This window comes from Delftia sp. S65, assembly GCF_016516495.1.
Lineage (GTDB): Bacteria > Pseudomonadota > Gammaproteobacteria > Burkholderiales > Burkholderiaceae_C > Comamonas > Comamonas acidovorans.
The window spans coordinates 132,802-151,690 of sequence record NZ_JACVUR010000004.1 but is presented as its reverse complement, the minus strand read 5'-3'; the positions used below and the strand labels follow the sequence as shown (position 1 = coordinate 151,690).

Here is an 18,889-nt window from a genome sequence, read left to right as displayed (position 1 = left end):
CCACCATGAGCATCACCGTCTACGCCGCCCGCAAGATCATCACCATGAACCCCATGCAGCCCGAGGCCACGCATGTGGCCGTGCGCGACGGGCGCATCCTCGCTGTCGGGGACCTGGCGCGCTGCACGGCCTGGGGCGAGTGCCGCATCGACGAGCGCTTTGCCGACCAGGTGCTGCTGCCCGGCCTGGTGGAGGGCCACTGCCACCTCAAGGAAGGCAGCATGTGGGATTGGACATACACGGGCTGGTTCGACCGGCGCGACCCCGATGGAAAGACCTGGCCCGGCCTGCGCTCCATGGATGCCGTGGTGGACCGCCTGGCCGAGGTGGCGGCGCGCATGGATGCGCAGGGCCTGCCGCCCGGCCAGCCGCTGATCGCCTGGGGGTTCGATCCCATCTACTTTGGCGGCGAGCGCATGACGGTGGAGCACCTGGACCGGGCCGCAGGAGGCCGTCCCATCGTGCTCTCGCACGCCAACGGCCATTTGATGAACGTCAACAGCGCCATGCTGCGCCTGGCCGAGATCACGCGCGACAACGAGGTCGAGGGCGTGGTGCGCTTTGCGCCCGGCCACGCCCTGGCCGGCGAGCCCACGGGCGAGCTGCAGGAGCCGGCCGCCATGTTCCTGGTGCTGCGCAAGATCGGCAACGCCGGGCTGCTGGCGCCCATGACCGAGGCCGGTGTGCGCTCCTTCGCCCGCTTGGCCTGCCGCCAGGGCGTGACCACGGCCACCGACCTGGTCAACAGGCTGGGCGAGCAGGACTGCCGCGTGCTGGAGGCCGCGCTGGCCGACGACCAGGTGCCCATCCGCATCCTGCCCGCCTTCCAGGCGTTTCACGGCACGCATGGCGCCGAGGCCGGTGCCGGGCATGTGCGCACGCTCATGGCGCGCAACACCGACCGCCTGCGCTACGGCCTGGTCAAGATGATGCTGGACGGCTCCATCCAGGGCTTTTCGGCCCGCCTGCGCTGGCCCGGTCACTACAACGGCGGGCCCAACGGCATCTGGGTCACGGCGCCCGCGCAGTACGAGGCCGATTTCGAGACCTACCACCGCGCAGGCCTGCTCATCCATACGCACACCAATGGCGACGAGGCCAGCGAAGCCGCCATCGACGCCATAGGCCGCGTGCTGGCCCGCGCCCCCCGGCCCGATCACCGCCACACGCTGCAGCATGGCCAGATGATCGATGCGCCGCTGTTTCGCCGCATGGCGGCGCTGGGCTTGTGCGCCAACCTGTTCGCCAACCACCTCTGGTACTGGGGCGACCAGCACTACGAGATGACCATGGGGCCGGACCGGGCCATGCGGCTCGATGCCTGCGCCAGCGCGCTGGCCGCCGGCGTGCCGCTGGCCATCCATTCGGATGCGCCCGTCACGCCGCTGGGGCCGCTGTTCACCGCCTGGTGCGCGGTCCACCGGATCACGCCCAAGGGCCGCGTGCTGGGCGCGGCCGAGCGCCTGACCGTGGCCCAGGCCCTGCATGCCGTCACGCTGGGCGCGGCCTGGACACTGAAGATGGACCACGAGATCGGCAGCATCGAATGCGGCAAGCGCGCCGACTTCTGCGTGCTGGAGGACGATCCGCTGTCCCTGGACCCCATGGTGCTCAAGGACCTCCGGGTCTGGGGCACGGTGCTGTCGGGGCGCGTCTTCAAGGCGGCATGACATGGGACAGCGGCTGCCGTTCACGGTCATCGGCGGTTTCCTGGGCGCCGGCAAGACCACGCTGCTCAACCACTGGCTGCGCCATGCGGATGGCCAGCGGCTGGCCGTGCTGGTCAACGACTTCGGTGCGCTCAACATCGATGCAGGCCTGATCAAGGCCCACAGCGGCGACACCATCGCGCTGACCAATGGCTGCGTGTGCTGCCAGATCGGCGATGACCTCTCCATGGCCCTGATCGGCGTGCTGCAGCAGCGCGAGCGCTTCGACGCCGTGGTGGTCGAGGCCAGCGGCGTCTCCGACCCCTGGCGCATTGCCCAATTGGGCCTGGCCGATCCCGCACTGGCGCTGGACGGCGTCATCGTGGTCGTCGATGCCGCTGCCCTGCCCGGGCAGACGGCCGATCCGCTGCTGGCCGACACGCTGCAGCGCCAGGTGGCCCGGGCCGACCTGGTCATCGTCAACAAGACCGATCTGGCCGATGCCCGGACCCTGGAGCGCGTGCACGGCTGGATAGCCAGCCACGCGCCAGCCGCGCAACGCTGCGATGTGCACGAAGCCCGGGTGCCCGTGGAACTGCTCAGTGGCGCAGCCCTGATGCGTGGCGTGCGGGAGGTCTCATGGGGTGCCAGCACTGCGCGCCCCATGCATGGCCGGCAGTTCGAGACCTGGTCCTGCCAGCCGCCCGGGGTGCTGTCCGAGACGGCCCTGCAGGCGTGGCTGCAGGCCATGCCGGCTGGCGTGCTGCGGCTCAAGGGCGTGGTGCAGACCGGGGCGGACCATTGGAGCGAGCTTCAATTTGCCGGGCGCAGCGGCCGGCTGCGTGCCGCATCAGCGCCCGCGCCCGTGCAGCAGCAGGTGCCCGCCATCGTGGCCATCGGCCTGGCCGGGCAGTTGCCGGTGGCCGCGCTGCAGGCGCTGGTGGCAGGCGCTGCGGGCGTCAGGGCTGCGGGCCGTCCCGCATGAAATCCTGGGCTGCCTGCTGCAGCCACTCGCGCAGGCTTTGCAGCGGCGGGTAGTTGCCGCGGCTCGTGGGCCAGGCCAGGTAGTAGCGCTCGGCGCTTTCCATCTCGGGCAGATGGGGCAGGGCACGCACCAGATCGCCCTGGGCCAGTTCCCGCTCGATCAGAAAGCGTGGCAGCAAGGCCACGCCCACGCCGGCGATGGCGGCCTGGGCTGCGGTGGCGAACTGGTCGAACAGCATGCCCTGGCCCTCGGCCATGGGCGCATGGTGCACGGACAGCCAGCGCTGCCAGGCATCGGGGCGCGATGCCAGGTGCAGCAGCGGCGCCTGCAGCAGGTCCTGGGGCTGGGCAAAGCCATGCTGGGCCAGCAGGGCGGGGCTGCAGGCAGGCACCACGGTCTCGCTCATCAGAAAGGCCAGCTCGGCGCCCGGCCAGTGCGGCAGGCCGAAATGGATGGCGGCGTCCACGGCTTCGAGCTGGAAGTCGAACTGGGACAGCCGCGTCGTCAGGTTGATGGTGATGCCCGGGTGGGCGCTGAAGAACTGCGGCAGGCGCGGCGCCAGCCAGCGCGTGCCGAAGGTGGGCAGGATGGCCAGGTTCAGGCTGCCGCCGCGCGGGTTGGCCCGAAAGCCCAGCGTGGCCGTGGAGATGCGCATCAGCGCGCCCCGGATTTCCTGCGCATAGGCCTGGCCGGCCGGGCTCAGGCGCACGGTCTGGCGCTCGCGCACAAAGAGCTCCGCCTCCAGCCGCTCCTCCAGCGCGCGGATCTGGCGGCTGACGGCGCTTTGCGTCAGGTGCAGCTCGGCCGCAGCTGCCGTGAAGCTCTGGTGCCGGGCCGCCGCCTCGAAGGCGCACAGCAGGGACATGGGGGGCAGGAAACGGCGGGACAGCAGCATGGCAGAGGGCGGTGGGGCAATCGTGGGAGGGGCATTCTGTTTGGGAATGACCTATGGGCCTGATTATCGTTTGACCAGGCTCAAGGCGCAGACCTAGCATGCGTGCCAGGAATCCACTCTGCCGCAGGGCTGCCCTGTGGCTCCAACTTCAGTCCCCACGAGCACCATGTCCTCTACGCCTGCCCACACCTTCGTGCCCTCCGACGAGATCCGCGCACGGTTTTCCAGCGCCATGTCCGAGATGTACCGCGATGAAGTGCCCCAGTACGGCACGCTGATCGAACTCGTGGCCGACATCAACCAGCGTACCCTGCAGGCCGAGCCCGCGCTGCTGGCCCGGATGCAGCGCAGCGGCGAGCTGGCCCGCCTGGGCGTGGAGCGCCACGGCGCCATCCGCGTGGGCACGGCGGCCGAGCTGTCCATGCTGCGCCGCCTGTTCGCCATCATGGGCATGGAGCCCGTGGGCTACTACGACCTGTCGGTGGCCGGCGTGCCCGTGCACTCCACGGCCTTCCGCCCCGTGGGCGATGCGGCGCTGCTGGCCAACCCTTTCCGCGTCTTCACCTCGCTGCTGCGCCTGGACCTGATTGCCGACGAGGCGCTGCGGGCCCAGGCGGGCGCCATCCTGGCGCAACGCAGCATCTTCACCGAACGCGCGCTGGCGCTGATCGCCCAGGCCGAAGCCCATGGCGGCCTGGCCGACGCCGATGCCGACGCATTCGTGCGCGAGGCGCTGGAGACCTTCCGCTGGCACAGCGAGTCCACCGTGGACGGCACTACCTACGACGCGCTGCACAAGGCCCACCGCCTGATCGCCGACGTGGTCTGCTTCAAGGGCCCGCACATCAACCACCTGACGCCGCGCACGCTGGACATCGACGCGGCCCAGGCCGCCATGCCCGAGCGCGGCATGGACGCCAAGGACGTGGTCGAAGGTCCGCCGCGCCGCGCCTGCCCCATCCTGCTGCGCCAGACCAGTTTCAAGGCGCTCAAGGAGACCGTGCGTTTTGCGGGCGATGCCACGGGCGCGGGCTCGCACACGGCGCGCTTCGGCGAGATCGAGCAGCGCGGCGTGGCGCTGACCCGCAAGGGCCGCGCGCTCTACGACCAGCTGCTGGCCCAGGTGCGCGACATGGGCAGCGCAGGCAGTGCCGCACCCGACTACGGCAGCCGCCTGGCCCAGGTCTTCGAGGCTTTCCCTGACACCCATGAGCAGCTGCGCCGTCAAGACCTGGCCTTCTACCGCTTCACGCTGAGCGACGAGGGAGCCGCCCTGGCCGCAGGCGAGGCCGCAGCGGCCGCCGCGTCTGACCTGGACGCCCTGATCGCCCGCGGCCTGGCCCAGGCCGAGCCCATCGTCTACGAGGACTTCCTGCCCGTGAGCGCGGCCGGCATCTTCCAGTCCAACCTGGGCGGCGAAGAGCAAAAGCAGTACGCGGCCCATGCGGCCCAGCAGGCCTTCGAGGCCGACCTGGGTGCCCGCGTGCATGACGAGATCGCGCTGTACGAGCAGGCCCAGCAGCGCTCCATCGACCAGCTGCGCAGCGCGCTGCGCGGCCAGGCCACCAAGGTCGCCGCATAAGCGCCGACCCGGGCTGAGCCCGCCACCGTTGATCCCCTTCCCCGGGGCGCATGCACAGGCGCCAGGCCTGCGCGTGCGCCCCTTTGTTTTTGCCATTTGCCGGAGGCCTTCATGAGCACCGCAGACCAGGGCGCGTCGTCGCCCACCGCCCATCTGTTCAACCCGCTGTTCGCACAGCCCGAAGGCTCGCCGATCCGCGAGCTGTTTCCCTACCTGAGCCGTCCCGGCATGCTCTCGCTGGCCGGAGGCTATCCATCGCCCAGCCTGTTCGATGCCGAAGGTTTGCAGCAGGCCGCCATGGCCGCGCTGCAGCAGGATGCCGCCACCAGCCTGCAGTACGGCGCCAGCGAAGGCCAGCTTGCGCTGCGCGAAGCCCTGGCCGCGCTGTGCGCCACGCGCGGCATTGCCTGCACGCCGGCCGACATGATCGTGACCACGGGCTCGCAGCAGGCCTTCGACCTGCTGGTCAAGGTGCTGGTGGAGCCCGGCGACCCGGTGCTGGTCGAAGTGCCCGCCTACCCGGCCACGCTGCAGACCCTGAAGCTGGCCCAGGCACAGGTCGTTGCCGTGCCCACGGACGAGCAGGGCCTGGACACCGAGGCCCTGGCCCGCCTGCTGGCGCAGTGGCCCCATGCGCGTGCCCCCAAGCTGCTCTATACCGTGCCCAACTTCTCCAACCCGGGCGGCACCCTGCTGCCCGCAGCGCGGCGCACGGCCCTGGTGGAGCTGGCGCGCCAGCATGGCTTTGTCATCGTCGAGGACGACCCCTATGGCGAGCTGCGCTTTACCGGCCAGCGCGAACCGTCGATCTACGAAACGGGCCTGGCGCTGTGCGGCGCCCAGGCCAATCCCGTGGTCTACCTGTCCAGCCTGTCCAAGACCGTGGCGCCTGCGCTGCGCATCGGCTGGATGCTGGCCGACGCCCAATTGCTGCGCCGCTGCACCATCGCCAAGCAGACGGCCGATCTGTGCACCTCGCCGCTGGCGCAGATGATCGCCGCGCACTATCTGCGCTCGGGCCGCTATGCGCCCCAGCTGGCCCAGGCCTGCGCCGAGTACGCGGCGCGCATGGATGCGCTGTGCTCTGGCATGCGGTCGGCGCTGGGCGATCAGATCCGCTTCGTGCGGCCTGCGGGCGGCATGTTCGTCTGGGCCCAGCTGCTGCCGCCGCAGCGGCTTGCGGGCGACTCCCAGGCCCTGGCCCGTGCGCTGTTCACGGCAGCGGTGGAGCAGGGCGTGCTCTATGTGCCGGGCAAGGCCTTCTTCCCGGCCGATGCGGCAGACAAGGCCGGCCTGTGCATGCGCCTGTCGTATGCGGCGCCCACCGTGCCCCAGATCACCGAGGCCGTGGCACGCCTGGGCCGGGCCTGGGGCCAGGCCGTGTCCTGAAAGACATCGGCAAAAGCGTTCATGCAATGACAAAGGCCGCCCGAGGGCGGCCTTTGTCTTGCTGGGCAAACCGGGCATGGCGCAAGGCCTGCCCGGTTGCGGCGGGCAATTACATGCCCATGCCGCCCATGCCACCCATGCCGCCCATGTCGGGCATGGCAGGGCCGCCTTCAGCCTTGGGAGACTCGGCGATCATGGCTTCGGTCGTCAGCAGCAGCGATGCCACGGAAGCGGCGTTCTGCAGGGCCGTACGCGTCACCTTGGTCGGGTCCAGGATACCCATTTCCAGCATGTCGCCGTAGGTGTCGTTGGCAGCGTTGAAGCCGTAGTTGCCCGAGCCGTTCAGCACGGCGTTGACCACCACCGAGGGCTCGCCACCGGCGTTGGCCACGATTTCGCGCAGGGGCGCTTCGATGGCCTTCATGATCAGCTTGATGCCGGCGTCCTGCTCGGCATCGCCGGTCTTCAGGTCGCCCACGGCTTGCTTGGCACGCAGCAGAGCCACGCCGCCGCCGGCCACGATGCCTTCTTCCACAGCAGCGCGGGTAGCGTGCAGGGCGTCTTCAACGCGGGCCTTCTTTTCCTTCATTTCGACTTCGGTGGCAGCGCCAACCTTGATCACGGCAACGCCGCCAGCCAGCTTGGCCACGCGCTCTTGCAGCTTTTCGCGGTCGTAGTCGCTGGTGGCTTCTTCGATCTGGATGCGGATCTGCTTGACGCGGGCTTCGATTTCAGCAGCTTGGCCAGCACCGTCGATGATGGTGGTGTTTTCCTTGCCGATTTCGATGCGCACTGCCTGGCCCAGGTCTTCCAGGGTCACCTTGTCCAGCGCCAGGCCCACTTCTTCAGCGATGACCTTGCCGCCCGTCAGGATGGCGATGTCTTCCAGCATGGCCTTGCGGCGGTCGCCGAAGCCAGGAGCCTTGACAGCCACAACCTTCAGGATGCCGCGGATGGTGTTGACCACCAGCGTTGCCAGGGCTTCGCCTTCGACGTCTTCTGCAATGATCAGCAGGGGACGGCCGGCCTTTGCCACGGCTTCCAGCGTGGGCAGCAGGTCACGGATGTTGCTGATCTTCTTGTCGAACAGCAGCACGAAGGGGTTGTCCAGCAGGGCAACCTGCTTTTCAGGGTTGTTGATGAAGTAGGGCGACAGGTAGCCGCGGTCGAACTGCATGCCCTCGACGACGTCGAGTTCGTTGGCCAGCGACTTGCCTTCTTCAACGGTGATCACGCCTTCCTTGCCGACCTTGTCCATGGCTTCGGCAATGATGCTGCCCACGGATTCGTCGGAGTTGGCGGAGATCGAGCCGACTTGGGCGATTTCCTTGGAGGTGGTGGTGGCCTTGGATTGCTTCTTCAGCTCTTCCACCAGGGCGGCGACAGCCTTGTCGATGCCGCGCTTGAGGTCCATGGGGTTCAGGCCGGCGGCCACGTACTTGGTGCCTTCGCGGACGATGGCCTGTGCCAGCACGGTGGCGGTGGTCGTGCCGTCACCGGCGATGTCGTTGGTCTTGGAGGCCACTTCCTTCACGAGCTGGGCGCCCATGTTCTGCAGCTTGTCCTTGAGTTCGATTTCCTTGGCGACCGAGACACCGTCCTTGGTCACGGTGGGGGCGCCGAAGGAGCGCTCCAGCACCACGTTGCGGCCCTTGGGACCCAGGGTGACCTTGACCGCATTGGCCAGGATGTTCACGCCTTCAACCATGCGGGCGCGTGCTTCGCCGCCGAAAACTACGTCTTTTGCTGCCATTTCAATTCTCCGGATTCAGTTGGAAAGTGCGGTTTCGAAGCGCGGATTACTTTTCGACGACTGCGAACAGGTCGTCTTCCTTCATCACCAGCAGTTCGTCGCCATGGACCTTGACGGTCTGGCCGCTGTACTTGCCGAACAGAACGCGGTCGCCGACCTTCACGTTCAGAGCGATCACTTCGCCCTTGTCGTTCTTCTTGCCGGGGCCCACTGCCAGCACTTCGCCCTGGTCGGGCTTCTCGGCGGCATTCTCGGGGATCACGATGCCCGAAGCCGTCTTGGTTTCGTTCTCGAGGCGCTTCACGATCACGCGATCGTGCAGGGGACGCAGGTTCATACCAACTCCTAAATCATCAACAAAGTTGAAACAAAGACTTGCCGGCCCGGCGGGCCGGCATTCGAAGCAATGTGGGACAGAGGACTGTTAGCACTCATACCCAACGAGTGCTAATAATAAGGCAATTCGGCCAGGATTCAAGGGGTAGGGTCGGATGTGCCGCAGTGTGTAACGACGCCTCACATGCTTTTGCGCCACGGATTCCCGGTGGGTGTTGGCTCATCGCTCGGCCAGCACCATGGCAAGACGTGGCATCTGCGGAGCCCGCGCCGATGGAGTTCCTGCGGCGCGCTGCTGGCGGCCAGAGTCCTGGTTGCAGGATGTCCAGGCGCTAGAATGGGAATGAATCTCATTCATCCATGCGATCTGCGCACATGGCCAGGGCGCCCCTCCCCGTCGTTGTCCATCCGATGCGCGGAGCCCCCGGCGCCACGGATCGTTTGCCCATCTGCGCGTTGTGCCTCACCTCCACACTTTCATCACTGACGAATGCAGTGCCCTTGCCGGTTCACGCTCGGCTGCTGCATTCCTCCCGGGCGCAAAGGCTAGGGGATGAAACGCAATCCGGTCTCCGCAGCGCGGGGTGAGCCGATACCTGGGCGCCAGACTCCAGAGGCTCCCCTGGTTGCGCTCTATACGCGTTGGCGCACGCCTGTGATGCGCATGTTGCGCCGACACTTTCGAACCACCGCAGCGGTCGAGGACGCGGCGCAGGAAGTGTTCGCGCGGGTGGCCGCCACGGGCAGGAATCTCGAGCCCGGGCAGGAGCAGCCCTATCTGCGGCAGACCGTGCGCAGCGTGGCGGCGCGAGACTGGGAAAAGGGCCCGGAGGCGCACGGGCTCCAGAGTGTTCCGTATGACGACTGCCAGCAAGAGCTGCTTGCCATCTCTGCCGAGGGCTTCGGAGACACCGAGCGTCAAGCCGAGAGCCGCCAGCGACTGACGCGGCTGCACGAGGCGATCCAGGAACTGCCGCCGCGGCAGCGCGAAGCCTTCATTCTTCAACGGATCGAGGGGCGCACCGTTGAGGAAACCGCCGATTGCATGGGGATCAGTACACGGATGGTGGTGAAGCACCTGGGCCGGGCCGTCGGCTATTGCGAGACGCGCATCTTGTTCGCAAGTGCCACTCAGATGAGGCGCCTGCAGGCCCTGCAGAGCACACTGGACGCCGAAGAAGACAACGACGACGAATGCGCCGCCCCACCGGCGCAGGGCAAAAGAGCATGAGCGCAGAGCCAGGCCATTCCCGGTTGCAGGACCTCCCGCCCGAGCAGGTGCTTGGGCTCAACCATCGCGCGGGCGAGTGGTATGTGCGTCGTCAGCAGCCCGGCTGGTCGGGCGCGGACGAGCGCGCTCTCGACGAGTGGCTGGCGCAGGACCCGGCCCATCGCGAGGCCATGGACGGTGTCGGCCGCGCCTGGCGTGAAGCGGAGCAGCTCAAGGCCATGTTCCCGGCCGTCTACGGACGCAACCCGCCAGCGGCCGCCGCCCGCGAAGCGCCGCGCGCCGGCAGGCCGGCGCCGCAGCCACGCAGTGCTGCAGGGGCCGCGGACCGGCCGCGCAGACCCGCCATGGCATCGGCCTTCGCCGCAGCACTGTTCGCCGTGGTCGTTGCCGGGTACGGCTGGCACCGCTGGGACAACACCGCCAGCTATGCGGTCGATATCGCCACCGCTCCCGGCGAACTTCGCCGCATCGACCTGCCCGATGGATCGCAGGTGGCGCTCAATGCCAACAGCCGCCTTCAGGTGCGCTACTACCCCCGCCGGCGCGAAACCGTACTCGACCAGGGCGAGGCCTTCTTCAAGGTCGCGGCGGATGCCGGCAAGCCCTTCACCGTGGACAGCAGCGGCAGCCAGGTGCGCGTCGTCGGCACCGCATTCAATGTGCGGGCAGCCCCGCCGGAATTCGTGGTGCAGGTGCAGGAAGGGCGCGTCGAGGTGCGCTCAAAGACCCATCCCGAAGCCCCCGTGCTCGCCATGGGCCCGGGTGCGGGTGTGGCCATCGATCCCGCCAGCGGGCGCCGCCGCAGCCTTTCAGTGGCAACGCAAGACGTTGCGCAATGGCGGACCGGGCAGATCTACTTCAAGCGCGCCACGCTTCGGCATGTGGCGGATGAACTGTCGCGCTACCTCGGCCAGCCGGTGGAGATAGAGAGCCCTGCGCTCCAGGCCGTGACTGTTTCGGGCCTGCTTGCGCTGGAGGAGCCGGAACGCTTCCTCCTGGCCCTGCCCAGCGTAGCCAGCGTGCGCGTGCAGCGGCGCGCCGAGGGTGGCTGGCTGATCGGTTTTCGTTGAGATACAAATTGTTTCATTTTGCCGGGTTCTCTGGTTTTGCCTTTTCCTGCTTCTTCATGGGTAGGGGTGAGGAATTTCTGCGCCCCGGGGCTGCCAGCCACGGAAATGAGCAATCACCGCTTTCTGATTGATTCCCAGCCAACGGCCGCAAGCAAGCGGCATCCCCGCGCAGTTGGCTGTCCTCTACGCCCCCGCCTGATCTGGCAAGCGGGCGTACCCGCCTTCCTGCCCTGGGCCTGCCGTCGTCGTACGCACAAGGAATCCAGGAGCTACAGGTCATGTACCAAGGTCAGACGAGGGAACGTTTCGAGAACAACAATGGGAAGCTGGCCGCGCACCGTGCGCGGTCTGTCCGCACACAGGAGTGCGGCCCTGTGCTGCGGCCCAGCCTGGTGGCGGTGCTCGTGTCGGCAGCGGTAGCCGTGATGGCCGTCAGCCCCGGCGAGGCGCTGGCCCAGCCCGCCGCCGCCATGGAAACCCGCCAGCCCTTTCACATCGCGGCCCAGCCCCTGCTTGAAGCCCTCAAGGCATTTGGCCGCCAGACGCAAGCGCAGGTGCTCTTTGATGACGGGCTGGTCGAAGGACGCCAAGGCGCAGCAGTCAGCGGCAATCTCAGTGCACGCGAAGCCTTGGCAAGACTGCTGGCTGGAACGGGCTTGGCCGCCGTCAGCACGCAGCCCGGTACCTTCACCATCCAGACAGCAGCGGCTGCGGCTTCCAAGGTGACTTTGGCGGAAGTGACGGTGACGGCGCAAGCCGATGCCAATGGAGCGACCGAAGGCACCGGCTCCTACACCGCGGACCGGGTGCGCACTGCCACCAAACTGGACCTGTCCATCCGCGAGACGCCGCAATCGGTCAGCGTGGTGACGCAGCAGCAGATGCGCGATGCCAACATGCAGTCACTCGACGACGTGACCGATGCCCTTGTGGGTGTCACCTACAGCCAGCTGGGCACCGAGCGCTCGTACTTCTATTCCAGGGGCTTCCAGGTCACGGACCTGCAGATCGATGGCCTGTCCACCAGCATGGCCGAGAGCTTTTCGGCCGACGCCATGTCGCTCAACAACATGGCGATCTACGACCGGGTGGAGGTGGTGCGCGGCGCCAACGGCCTGCTCCAGGGCTCGGGCAACCCGTCGGCCGTCATCAACCTGGTGCGCAAGCGGCCGACGCGCGAGTTCCAGATGAGTGCCGAGGTCGGCGCCGGCTCCTGGGCGGACTACCGGGCGCAGTTCGACGTATCCGGCCCGCTCAATGCCCAAGGCACCGTGCGCGGCCGCGCCGTCCTGCTCAACAACCAGTCCAACAGCTTCAGGCAGGGCGCCGAGGCCGACAACCGGATGCTTTACGCCATCGTGGAGACCGACCTGGGCGCCGCCACGACGGCCAGCCTCGGCTTCAGCGCGCAGCGCGACAACCACCAGGGCTATGACTGGGGCGGCTTCAACACGCGGGAAGATGGCTCGTTCTACCCCCTGGACCGCTCGGCCTCGCAAGCAGGTCCCGACGCGCACCTGAACCGGGACAACTACACCGTCTTCGGCGACGTGAAGCACCGCCTGGGCAACGGCTGGAACCTGGCCGCCGCCTTCAACGCGGTGCGTTCCAAGGCCAGCTTCGTTGCCAATTACCCCGCACGGATCTCGGGCGGCAGCCATGCCCTGACCTGGGTGGACGCGGAGTACACCGACAAGCAGTTCGCCTTCGACCTGCATGCCACAGGCCCCTACACCCTGTTCGGCCGCCAGCATCAGCTCATGCTGGGCCTGAGCACCCGCAGGGACAACTTCGACTACGACATCTACGCGCCCCGGGGCTCGCAGACGATAGACGTCACCGGCTTCGACTTCTCCTCGATCCGGGTGCCGGGCTTCGGCAGCACGCCCTCCGTCTATGCGCTGGAGCGCAACGAGAAGGGCGCTTCCATCGCCACCCGCCTGCGCGCCACAGAGGCGCTGAGCTTCATTGTCGGCAGCCGGTTGAGCTGGTCGGACTATTCCTCCCGCAGCCCGTACACCACCGCATCGTTCGACTCCGGCCGGCAGTTCATTCCGTATGCGGGCGTGGTCCATGACCTGAGCTCTGCGCATGCGCTCTACGCCAGCTACACCGACATCTATTCGATCCAGCAGTACTACAGCCCGAGCGGCCTGCTCGACCCGGTGAAGGGCAAGAACTACGAAGCCGGAGTGAAGAGCCAGTTCTTCGACGGCCGCCTGCAGACTGCGCTGGCCGTGTTCCAGACCGACCAGTTGAACCTGCCGGTGGCCCTGAGCATGGCCTCGACCTGCGGGCTCAGTGGCGGCGCCCGCTGCTACACAGAGGGCGCCAAGGTACGCAACCGTGGCATCGACCTGGAGGTCACGGGCTCGCCCGCACCAGGCTGGAACGTTGCCGCCGGCTTCACCTTCAGCGACCCGAAGTACGTGGCCGGCCCCAATGCGGGCAAGCACTACAACACCACCTTGCCGCGCAAGGTCTTCAAGCTGTCCACCGACTACCGCCTGCCCGGTGGACGTTGGCGTGTGGGCGGCAGCGTGCAGGCACAGAGCGCCATGTCGCACGACGGTGCCGGGTTTCGCATCCAGCAGGGCGGCTACACGCTGCTGAACCTGCATGCGGGTTACCAGTTCACCAGCCGCCTGCGGCTGCAGGTCAACGTTCGCAACGCACTGGACAAGCACTACTACCAGACCATCCCGACCAACAACAACTACGGTGGCGTCTTCGCCGGCACGCCGCGCAGCTTCGCGGTGACCCTGCGCTATGACTACTGACCGGCGGGACGGAAAGCACGACGACATGCGCCGTAACGCCACATCGAGTTGCGAGGCTGCCCGGTGATGCCGCCGCACTCCACGCAGCGCCGGTGGCGGCCCGGCGCGGGCAGGCTCGCCCTGGCGATCCTGATTCCGGTGGCCGCTGCCGCGGGTTGGCTCCTGCTGCGGCCGGATTCATCGCCGCGATGGCAGACGGCCACGGTCGGCCGCGGCGACATCGAATCGAGCGTTGCGGCCATCGGCACCTTGCAACCCGTGCGTTCGGTGGACGTGGGCGCCCAGGTATCAGGCCAGATCACCCATATCCACGTGCAGCCGGGCGATACGGTCCGCAAGGGCCAGTTGCTGGCCGAGATCGACGCCAGCGTGCTGGCGGCCACCGTGGAGGCCGGACAGGCCCGGATTGCCAGCCTGCGTGCCCAGCTGGACGATGCACAGGCCCAGGCGGAGCTGGCCGGCCAGCAGTACAGCCGCCAGCAGCAGATGGCGCGTGATGGAGCCACCCGGCTGGAGGACGTGCAGACGGCCGCCGCCATGCGGCGCTCGGCGCGGGCCAAGGTGGCGCAGTACGAGGCCACGATTCGCCAGACGGCTGCCAGTCTGCGCGCCGACGAGGCGCGGCTGGGCTACACGCGCATCTACGCACCCATTGAAGGCGTGGTGACAGGCATCGACGTCAAGGAAGGCCAGACGCTGAACGCCACCTACCAGACGCCCGCGGTGCTGCGCATTGCCGACCTCTCGCGGATGACGGTGTGGACTGAGGTGTCCGAGGCCGATATCCGCCATGTCAAGGTGGGCCAGGCTGCCTACTTCACCACGCTCGGAGGGGACAGGCGCCGATGGAGCGGCAAGGTGCGGCAGGTGCTGCCGGCCCCGCCCGTGCAATCCGGTGCCGGTGCCGCCGGTGGCAGCGGCGCTGCTGCGGCGCCCGCCATGAAGGCCGTGCAGTACACCGTGCTGTTCGACGTGGACAATCCCGACGGCGCCCTGATGCCGCAGATGACGGCCCAAGCTACCGTGGTGGCTGCGGCGGCCCAGGGGGTGCTTGTCGCTCCGCTGGCCGCCTTCAAGACCGCCAGCGACCTCCACACCGACAAGACGCACGAGGTCCGCCTGCTTGCCGAGCGGTCACCCGACCAGGTCGTGGAAGTCCGCCGTGTGCGTCTGGGCGTGAGGGACCGCCTTCAGGCGGAGGTGCTGGAGGGGCTGGCCGAAGGGGACCGGATCATCACCGGTGAGACGGCCCCGGCCGCAGGCCCCAGGAGATTGCGGTGGTGACCCCGCTGATCGAACTGCGGGGCATCCGCAAGCGCTATGGCGGCGCCACCACGGGGCGCCCCGTGGTGGAGGTGCTGCATGGCATCGACCTGGCCATCCATGCCGGGGAATTCGTCGCCATCGTCGGCCAGTCCGGCTCGGGCAAGTCCACGCTGATGAACCTGCTGGGCTGCCTGGACCGGCCGAGTCAAGGCACGTACCGCTTCAACGGCCGTGACGTGGCCGACCTGGTCGCCGACGAGCTGGCCTGGCTTAGACGCGAGGCCTTCGGCTTCGTGTTCCAGGGCTACCACCTGATCGCCACCGACTCCGCGCAGGAGAACGTTGAGATGCCGGCGATCTACGCCGGCAAGACCGGGGCCGAGCGCGCAGAATGTGCAGGCGCGCTGCTGGGGCGCCTGGGGCTTGCCGGCAAGCTGCACCTGCGACCCAACCAGCTGTCCGGAGGACAGCAGCAGCGCGTCTCCATCGCCCGGGCGCTGATGAATGGCGGGCGCATCATCCTGGCCGACGAGCCCACGGGCGCGCTGGACAGCCAAAGCGGCGCCGAGGTCATGGCGCTGCTGCACGAGCTGGCGGATGCCGGCCACACCATCATCCTGATCACCCACGACCGCGAGGTGGCGGCACAGGCCCGGCGCGTCGTGGAGATCCGCGACGGGCGCATCGTCGGCGATGTCCGGGAAGGCCGCGCCGCGACAGGCCGCGCCGCGACAGGCCGCGCCGCGACAGGCCGAGCCGCGACAGGCCGAGCCGCGTCAGGCCAGGCCGCGTCAGACCTCGCGCTCGCCGCCATCCCCACACCCGGCGCGGCACGGGCGCGGCTGGAGCCGGGCACGCCGCTGCTGTCCGACCTGCGCGAGGCGCTGCGATCGGCCTGGCGCTCCATGCGCATCCACCGCTCGCGCACCGCACTGACCTTGCTGGGCATCGTCATCGGCGTGGCCTCGGTCATCGTGATGCTGGCCGTGGGCATGGGAGCGCGCGAGGATGTGGTCGCGCGATTGGGCGCGATGGGCTCGACCGTCATGTACATCAACAACCGCCCGCCACCGCAGGGTGGTCCGCAGGGCGTGACGACCCTGGCCGACCTCGAAGAGATGGAGAAGCTGCCGGAAGTGGCGCACGCCATGCCCGTGGCGCGCGACCCGGCCATGCTGCGACATGGCAACTTGGCCTGGCAGGCGGACACCATCGCGGCCACCCATGCATGGCCGTCCATCCATCACTGGCCGGTGGCAGAAGGCCGGTTCTTTACCGAGGCGGAGGACGAACAGCTGGCGCCGGTGGTCGTGATCGGGCAGAAGGTGCGCGAGCGGTTCTTCGAAGATGAATCGCCGCTGGGCAGGCAACTTCTCATCGGCAATACGCCGTTCCAGGTGGTCGGCGTCATGGCGGCCAAGGGCGCCGGCGATGGCGGCAGTTCGCAAGACGACCTGGTGGTGGTGCCCTACCGCTCGGGCATCCAGCGCGTTTTTCCGAACGGTCGCAGCTTCGATCCGCACTACACGGTGGTCCAGGCGCGGGATTCGCCGAGCGTGCTGCCGGCGCAGGCGGCCATCGAGGCGTTGCTGCGCTTGCGCCACGGGCGCGAGGATTTCTTCGTCGCCAACGCGGCCGCGCGCTTGCAGGCGCAGGCCCAGGCCCAGGATTCGATGACGACCATGCTCAGTCTGATCGCCGCCGTGTCCCTGCTGGTGGGCGGCATCGGCGTGATGAACGTCATGCTCATGGCGGTGAAGGAGCGCACGCGCGAGATTGGCATCCGCATGGCCACCGGGGCGCGCCAAAGGGACATCCAGCGACAGTTCCTCACCGAGGCCGTGCTGGTGACCATGGTCGGCGCAACCGCCGGCGTCGTGGCGGGGGTGGCCATCGGGGCGGGTCTCATCGTCTGGGGCAGCGAACTGGTCTTCTCGGCGAGAGCCATGCTGCTGGCCTTCGGCTGTGCGGTGGCGACGGGCCTGGTGTTCGGCTTCATGCCGGCCCGACAGGCGGCAAGGCTCGATCCTGTCGTTGCGCTGGCAGGGGAGTAACGGGGCCCGGTGCGGAACTTGCGCAACGGATGCCTGAGCCTCCTCAAGACCCGGGGCGGCTCACAACCCCCGCTGCCGCTGCCTTGAAGTTCTCCATGACTTCATCGATCGGCTGACCCATCTGCACATGGACGATGGCGCCATCCGCCACCAGGGTGAGCGCAGCGCCCACGGACACGGGATGGCCACCGAACAGGCGATCCAGCACGGACGACATTTCCTGCTTGTGCCGCCGGACCGTTGCCAGGATCTCATGGTCGGACGAGCCCAGTTCGGCAGCGGCATTGAGAAAGGCGCAGCCCCGAAAGTCGGGCTGGCCGAACCAGCTCCTGAGGGTGGTGGACAGGGCATCCAACGCGGACGAGCCCGTCGCGGTCGCCTGCGCCAGGCTGGCCTGGAACCAGGAAATCCACCGTTCATGGCGGTAGTCGAGGTACGCCCGGATCAGGTCGTCCTTGCTGGCGTACTGGCGGTAGAAGGTGACTTTGCTAACCGACGACCGCTCGATGATCCGGTCCACACCCGTGGCCCGGATGCCCTCTGCGTAGAAGAGGCCGTGGGCGGCCACCAGGATGCGCTCACGGGGGGGCAATGACTCGAAGGATGGCTCGGGAGTTTTCATGAAGACATTGTAGACAGATCGTTCCACCTCCGTTAGAGTGGCGCATGTAGACAGATCGTTCTACATCTCTTCAAAAGGTCACATCATGGAAACCCGCCCACCTCTGCCCCCGTTCTCTCTCGCAAGCGCCGTTCAAAAGGTCCGTCTGGCCGAGGATGGATGGAACACACGCGATGCGGCCAAGGTCGCGATGGCCTATACCCCCGACACAAAATGGCGCAACCGGGCCGAGTTCGCCAACAGCCGCGCCGAGGCCCAGGCCCTTCTTGAGAGGAAGTGGAAGAAGGAGCTGGACTACCGGCTGATCAAGGAGCTTTGGCTGTACGGAGAAAACCGGATCGCGGTCCGCTATGCCTATGAGTGGCACGACGACGCCGGGAACTGGTTCCGGTCGTACGGCAACGAGAACTGGGAATTCGAGGCCGACGGTCTCATGCGCCGGCGCTTCGCATGCATCAACGACATGCCCATCCAGGAGTCGGAGCGCAAGTTCCACTGGCCGCTGGGCCGCCGCCCCGATGACCACCCCGGTCTGTCCGACCTGGGCCTGTAGGCAGCAAGGCCTCGGGCCACGCCCCAGGTGTCGAATCCCCGCGCTGATCCACGGCAAATGCGCCAGCGGCCCGGGCCGATTGGCCACAATGGGGCATCCCGTTCCAGGCTCAGGAGGCCATGCATGTCCGATATCCGCTGCGGCGATTCCATCCACCCACGCGCATCCCTGGGCCGCCGCTGCGCGCGTGCCGCCGCTCCCCTGCTGGCGGCGCTGCTGCTGTCGCCGCTGGCCCAGGCCGCGCTCAAGGTGGGCGACAACGCGCCGCGTTTCACCACGCCGGCAGCGGTGGCGGGCAAGGCCTTCGATTTCGACATGGCCGCCACGCTCAAGAAGGGGCCGGTGGTGCTGTATTTCTTCCCCAAGGCCTTCACGCAGGGCTGCACCATGGAAGCCCACGCCTTTGCCGAGGCCACGCCGCGTTTCGCGGCCATGGGCGCCACGGTGGTGGGCATGTCGCATGACGACATCGATACGCTCAAGCGCTTTTCCACCGAGGCCTGCCGCGACCAGTTCGCCGTGGCATCGGACCCGCAGGCGCAGACCATCCGCGCCTACGACGCCTCGGCCGCCGCCGACCCCCAGCGCGCCGACCGCATCTCCTACGTGATCGGGCAGGACGGCAAGGTCCGCTTCGTGCATATGGGCTCGGACCCGGACGAGCATGTGCGCCAGACCGAGGCCGCGGTCAAGCGGCTGACCGGAAAGTAGCCCGTCGCGCGGC

At 67.9% G+C, this 18,889-nt stretch carries 15 protein-coding genes; 11 read left to right on the top strand and 4 right to left on the bottom strand.

Annotated elements, in window-relative coordinates; all coding sequences use genetic code 11:
• The first annotated feature begins 5 nt into the window (after nt 1–5).
• Complete coding sequence (locus IAE24_RS05740) at nt 6–1,670, top strand: amidohydrolase (RefSeq protein ID WP_199959183.1); 1,665 nt, start codon at nt 6–8, stop codon at nt 1,668–1,670.
• A gap of 1 nt (nt 1,671) precedes the next feature.
• Nucleotides 1,672–2,634, top strand: coding sequence for a CobW family GTP-binding protein (locus IAE24_RS05735; protein WP_199959185.1), 963 nt, complete (start codon nt 1,672–1,674; stop codon nt 2,632–2,634).
• Here IAE24_RS05735 and IAE24_RS05730 read toward each other — a convergent pair.
• Entirely contained in the window at nt 2,609–3,529 is a 921-nt protein-coding gene (locus IAE24_RS05730; RefSeq protein ID WP_012207461.1) for a LysR family transcriptional regulator, read from the bottom strand. The genes IAE24_RS05735 and IAE24_RS05730 overlap by 26 nt on opposite strands.
• Before the next feature lie 166 nt (nt 3,530–3,695).
• On the opposite strand from IAE24_RS05730, the gene hglS reads away from it, so the two are divergent.
• Nucleotides 3,696–5,111, top strand: a complete 1,416-nt coding sequence (gene hglS / locus IAE24_RS05725; protein ID WP_097201377.1) for a 2-oxoadipate dioxygenase/decarboxylase HglS — start codon at nt 3,696–3,698, stop codon at nt 5,109–5,111.
• A 111-nt stretch (nt 5,112–5,222) separates the two neighbouring features.
• Entirely contained in the window at nt 5,223–6,500 is a 1,278-nt protein-coding gene (locus IAE24_RS05720) for an aminotransferase-like domain-containing protein (protein WP_199959186.1), read from the top strand.
• A gap of 109 nt (nt 6,501–6,609) precedes the next feature.
• Here IAE24_RS05720 and groL read toward each other — a convergent pair whose 3' ends face one another.
• The gene (gene groL / locus IAE24_RS05715; RefSeq protein ID WP_013800679.1) at nt 6,610–8,253 is read right to left on the bottom strand and encodes a chaperonin GroEL; all 1,644 of its coding nucleotides are present in this window, start codon (nt 8,251–8,253) and stop codon (nt 6,610–6,612) included.
• A gap of 46 nt (nt 8,254–8,299) precedes the next feature.
• The gene (locus IAE24_RS05710) at nt 8,300–8,590 is read right to left on the bottom strand and encodes a co-chaperone GroES (protein WP_012207457.1); all 291 of its coding nucleotides are present in this window, start codon (nt 8,588–8,590) and stop codon (nt 8,300–8,302) included.
• A 552-nt stretch (nt 8,591–9,142) separates the two neighbouring features.
• Here IAE24_RS05710 and IAE24_RS05705 point away from each other — a divergent pair.
• From IAE24_RS05705 to IAE24_RS05685, 5 genes are all read left to right on the top strand, one after another.
• On the top strand, nt 9,143–9,820 hold the full coding sequence (locus IAE24_RS05705) for an RNA polymerase sigma factor (protein ID WP_199959188.1): 678 nt from the start codon (nt 9,143–9,145) through the stop codon (nt 9,818–9,820).
• Nucleotides 9,784–10,890, top strand: a complete 1,107-nt coding sequence (locus tag IAE24_RS05700; protein WP_233630761.1) for a FecR family protein — start codon at nt 9,784–9,786, stop codon at nt 10,888–10,890. Before IAE24_RS05705 ends, IAE24_RS05700 begins: the two co-directional genes overlap by 37 nt.
• Before the next feature lie 374 nt (nt 10,891–11,264).
• On the top strand, nt 11,265–13,670 hold the full coding sequence (locus IAE24_RS05695; protein ID WP_325100510.1) for a TonB-dependent siderophore receptor: 2,406 nt from the start codon (nt 11,265–11,267) through the stop codon (nt 13,668–13,670).
• 66 nt (nt 13,671–13,736) lie between these two features.
• A complete protein-coding gene (locus IAE24_RS05690) occupies nt 13,737–14,954 on the top strand; it encodes an efflux RND transporter periplasmic adaptor subunit (RefSeq protein WP_199959193.1) in 1,218 nt (405 codons plus the stop codon).
• On the top strand, nt 14,951–16,990 hold the full coding sequence (locus tag IAE24_RS05685; RefSeq protein ID WP_325100509.1) for an ABC transporter permease: 2,040 nt from the start codon (nt 14,951–14,953) through the stop codon (nt 16,988–16,990). The genes IAE24_RS05690 and IAE24_RS05685 overlap by 4 nt, the downstream gene beginning before the upstream one ends.
• A gap of 43 nt (nt 16,991–17,033) precedes the next feature.
• Here the strand turns inward: IAE24_RS05685 and IAE24_RS05680 are convergent, their stop codons facing one another.
• Nucleotides 17,034–17,612 (bottom strand): TetR/AcrR family transcriptional regulator, encoded by a 579-nt coding sequence (locus tag IAE24_RS05680; RefSeq protein WP_199959194.1) that lies wholly within the window; start codon nt 17,610–17,612, stop codon nt 17,034–17,036.
• A gap of 85 nt (nt 17,613–17,697) precedes the next feature.
• Between IAE24_RS05680 and IAE24_RS05675 the strand changes: the two genes are divergently transcribed.
• Both IAE24_RS05675 and IAE24_RS05670 read left to right on the top strand, forming a co-directional pair.
• A complete protein-coding gene (locus tag IAE24_RS05675) occupies nt 17,698–18,165 on the top strand; it encodes a nuclear transport factor 2 family protein (protein WP_012207455.1) in 468 nt (155 codons plus the stop codon).
• A gap of 123 nt (nt 18,166–18,288) precedes the next feature.
• The gene (locus IAE24_RS05670) at nt 18,289–18,876 is read left to right on the top strand and encodes a peroxiredoxin (protein ID WP_199959196.1); all 588 of its coding nucleotides are present in this window, start codon (nt 18,289–18,291) and stop codon (nt 18,874–18,876) included.
• Nucleotides 18,877–18,889: the final 13 nt, after the last annotated feature.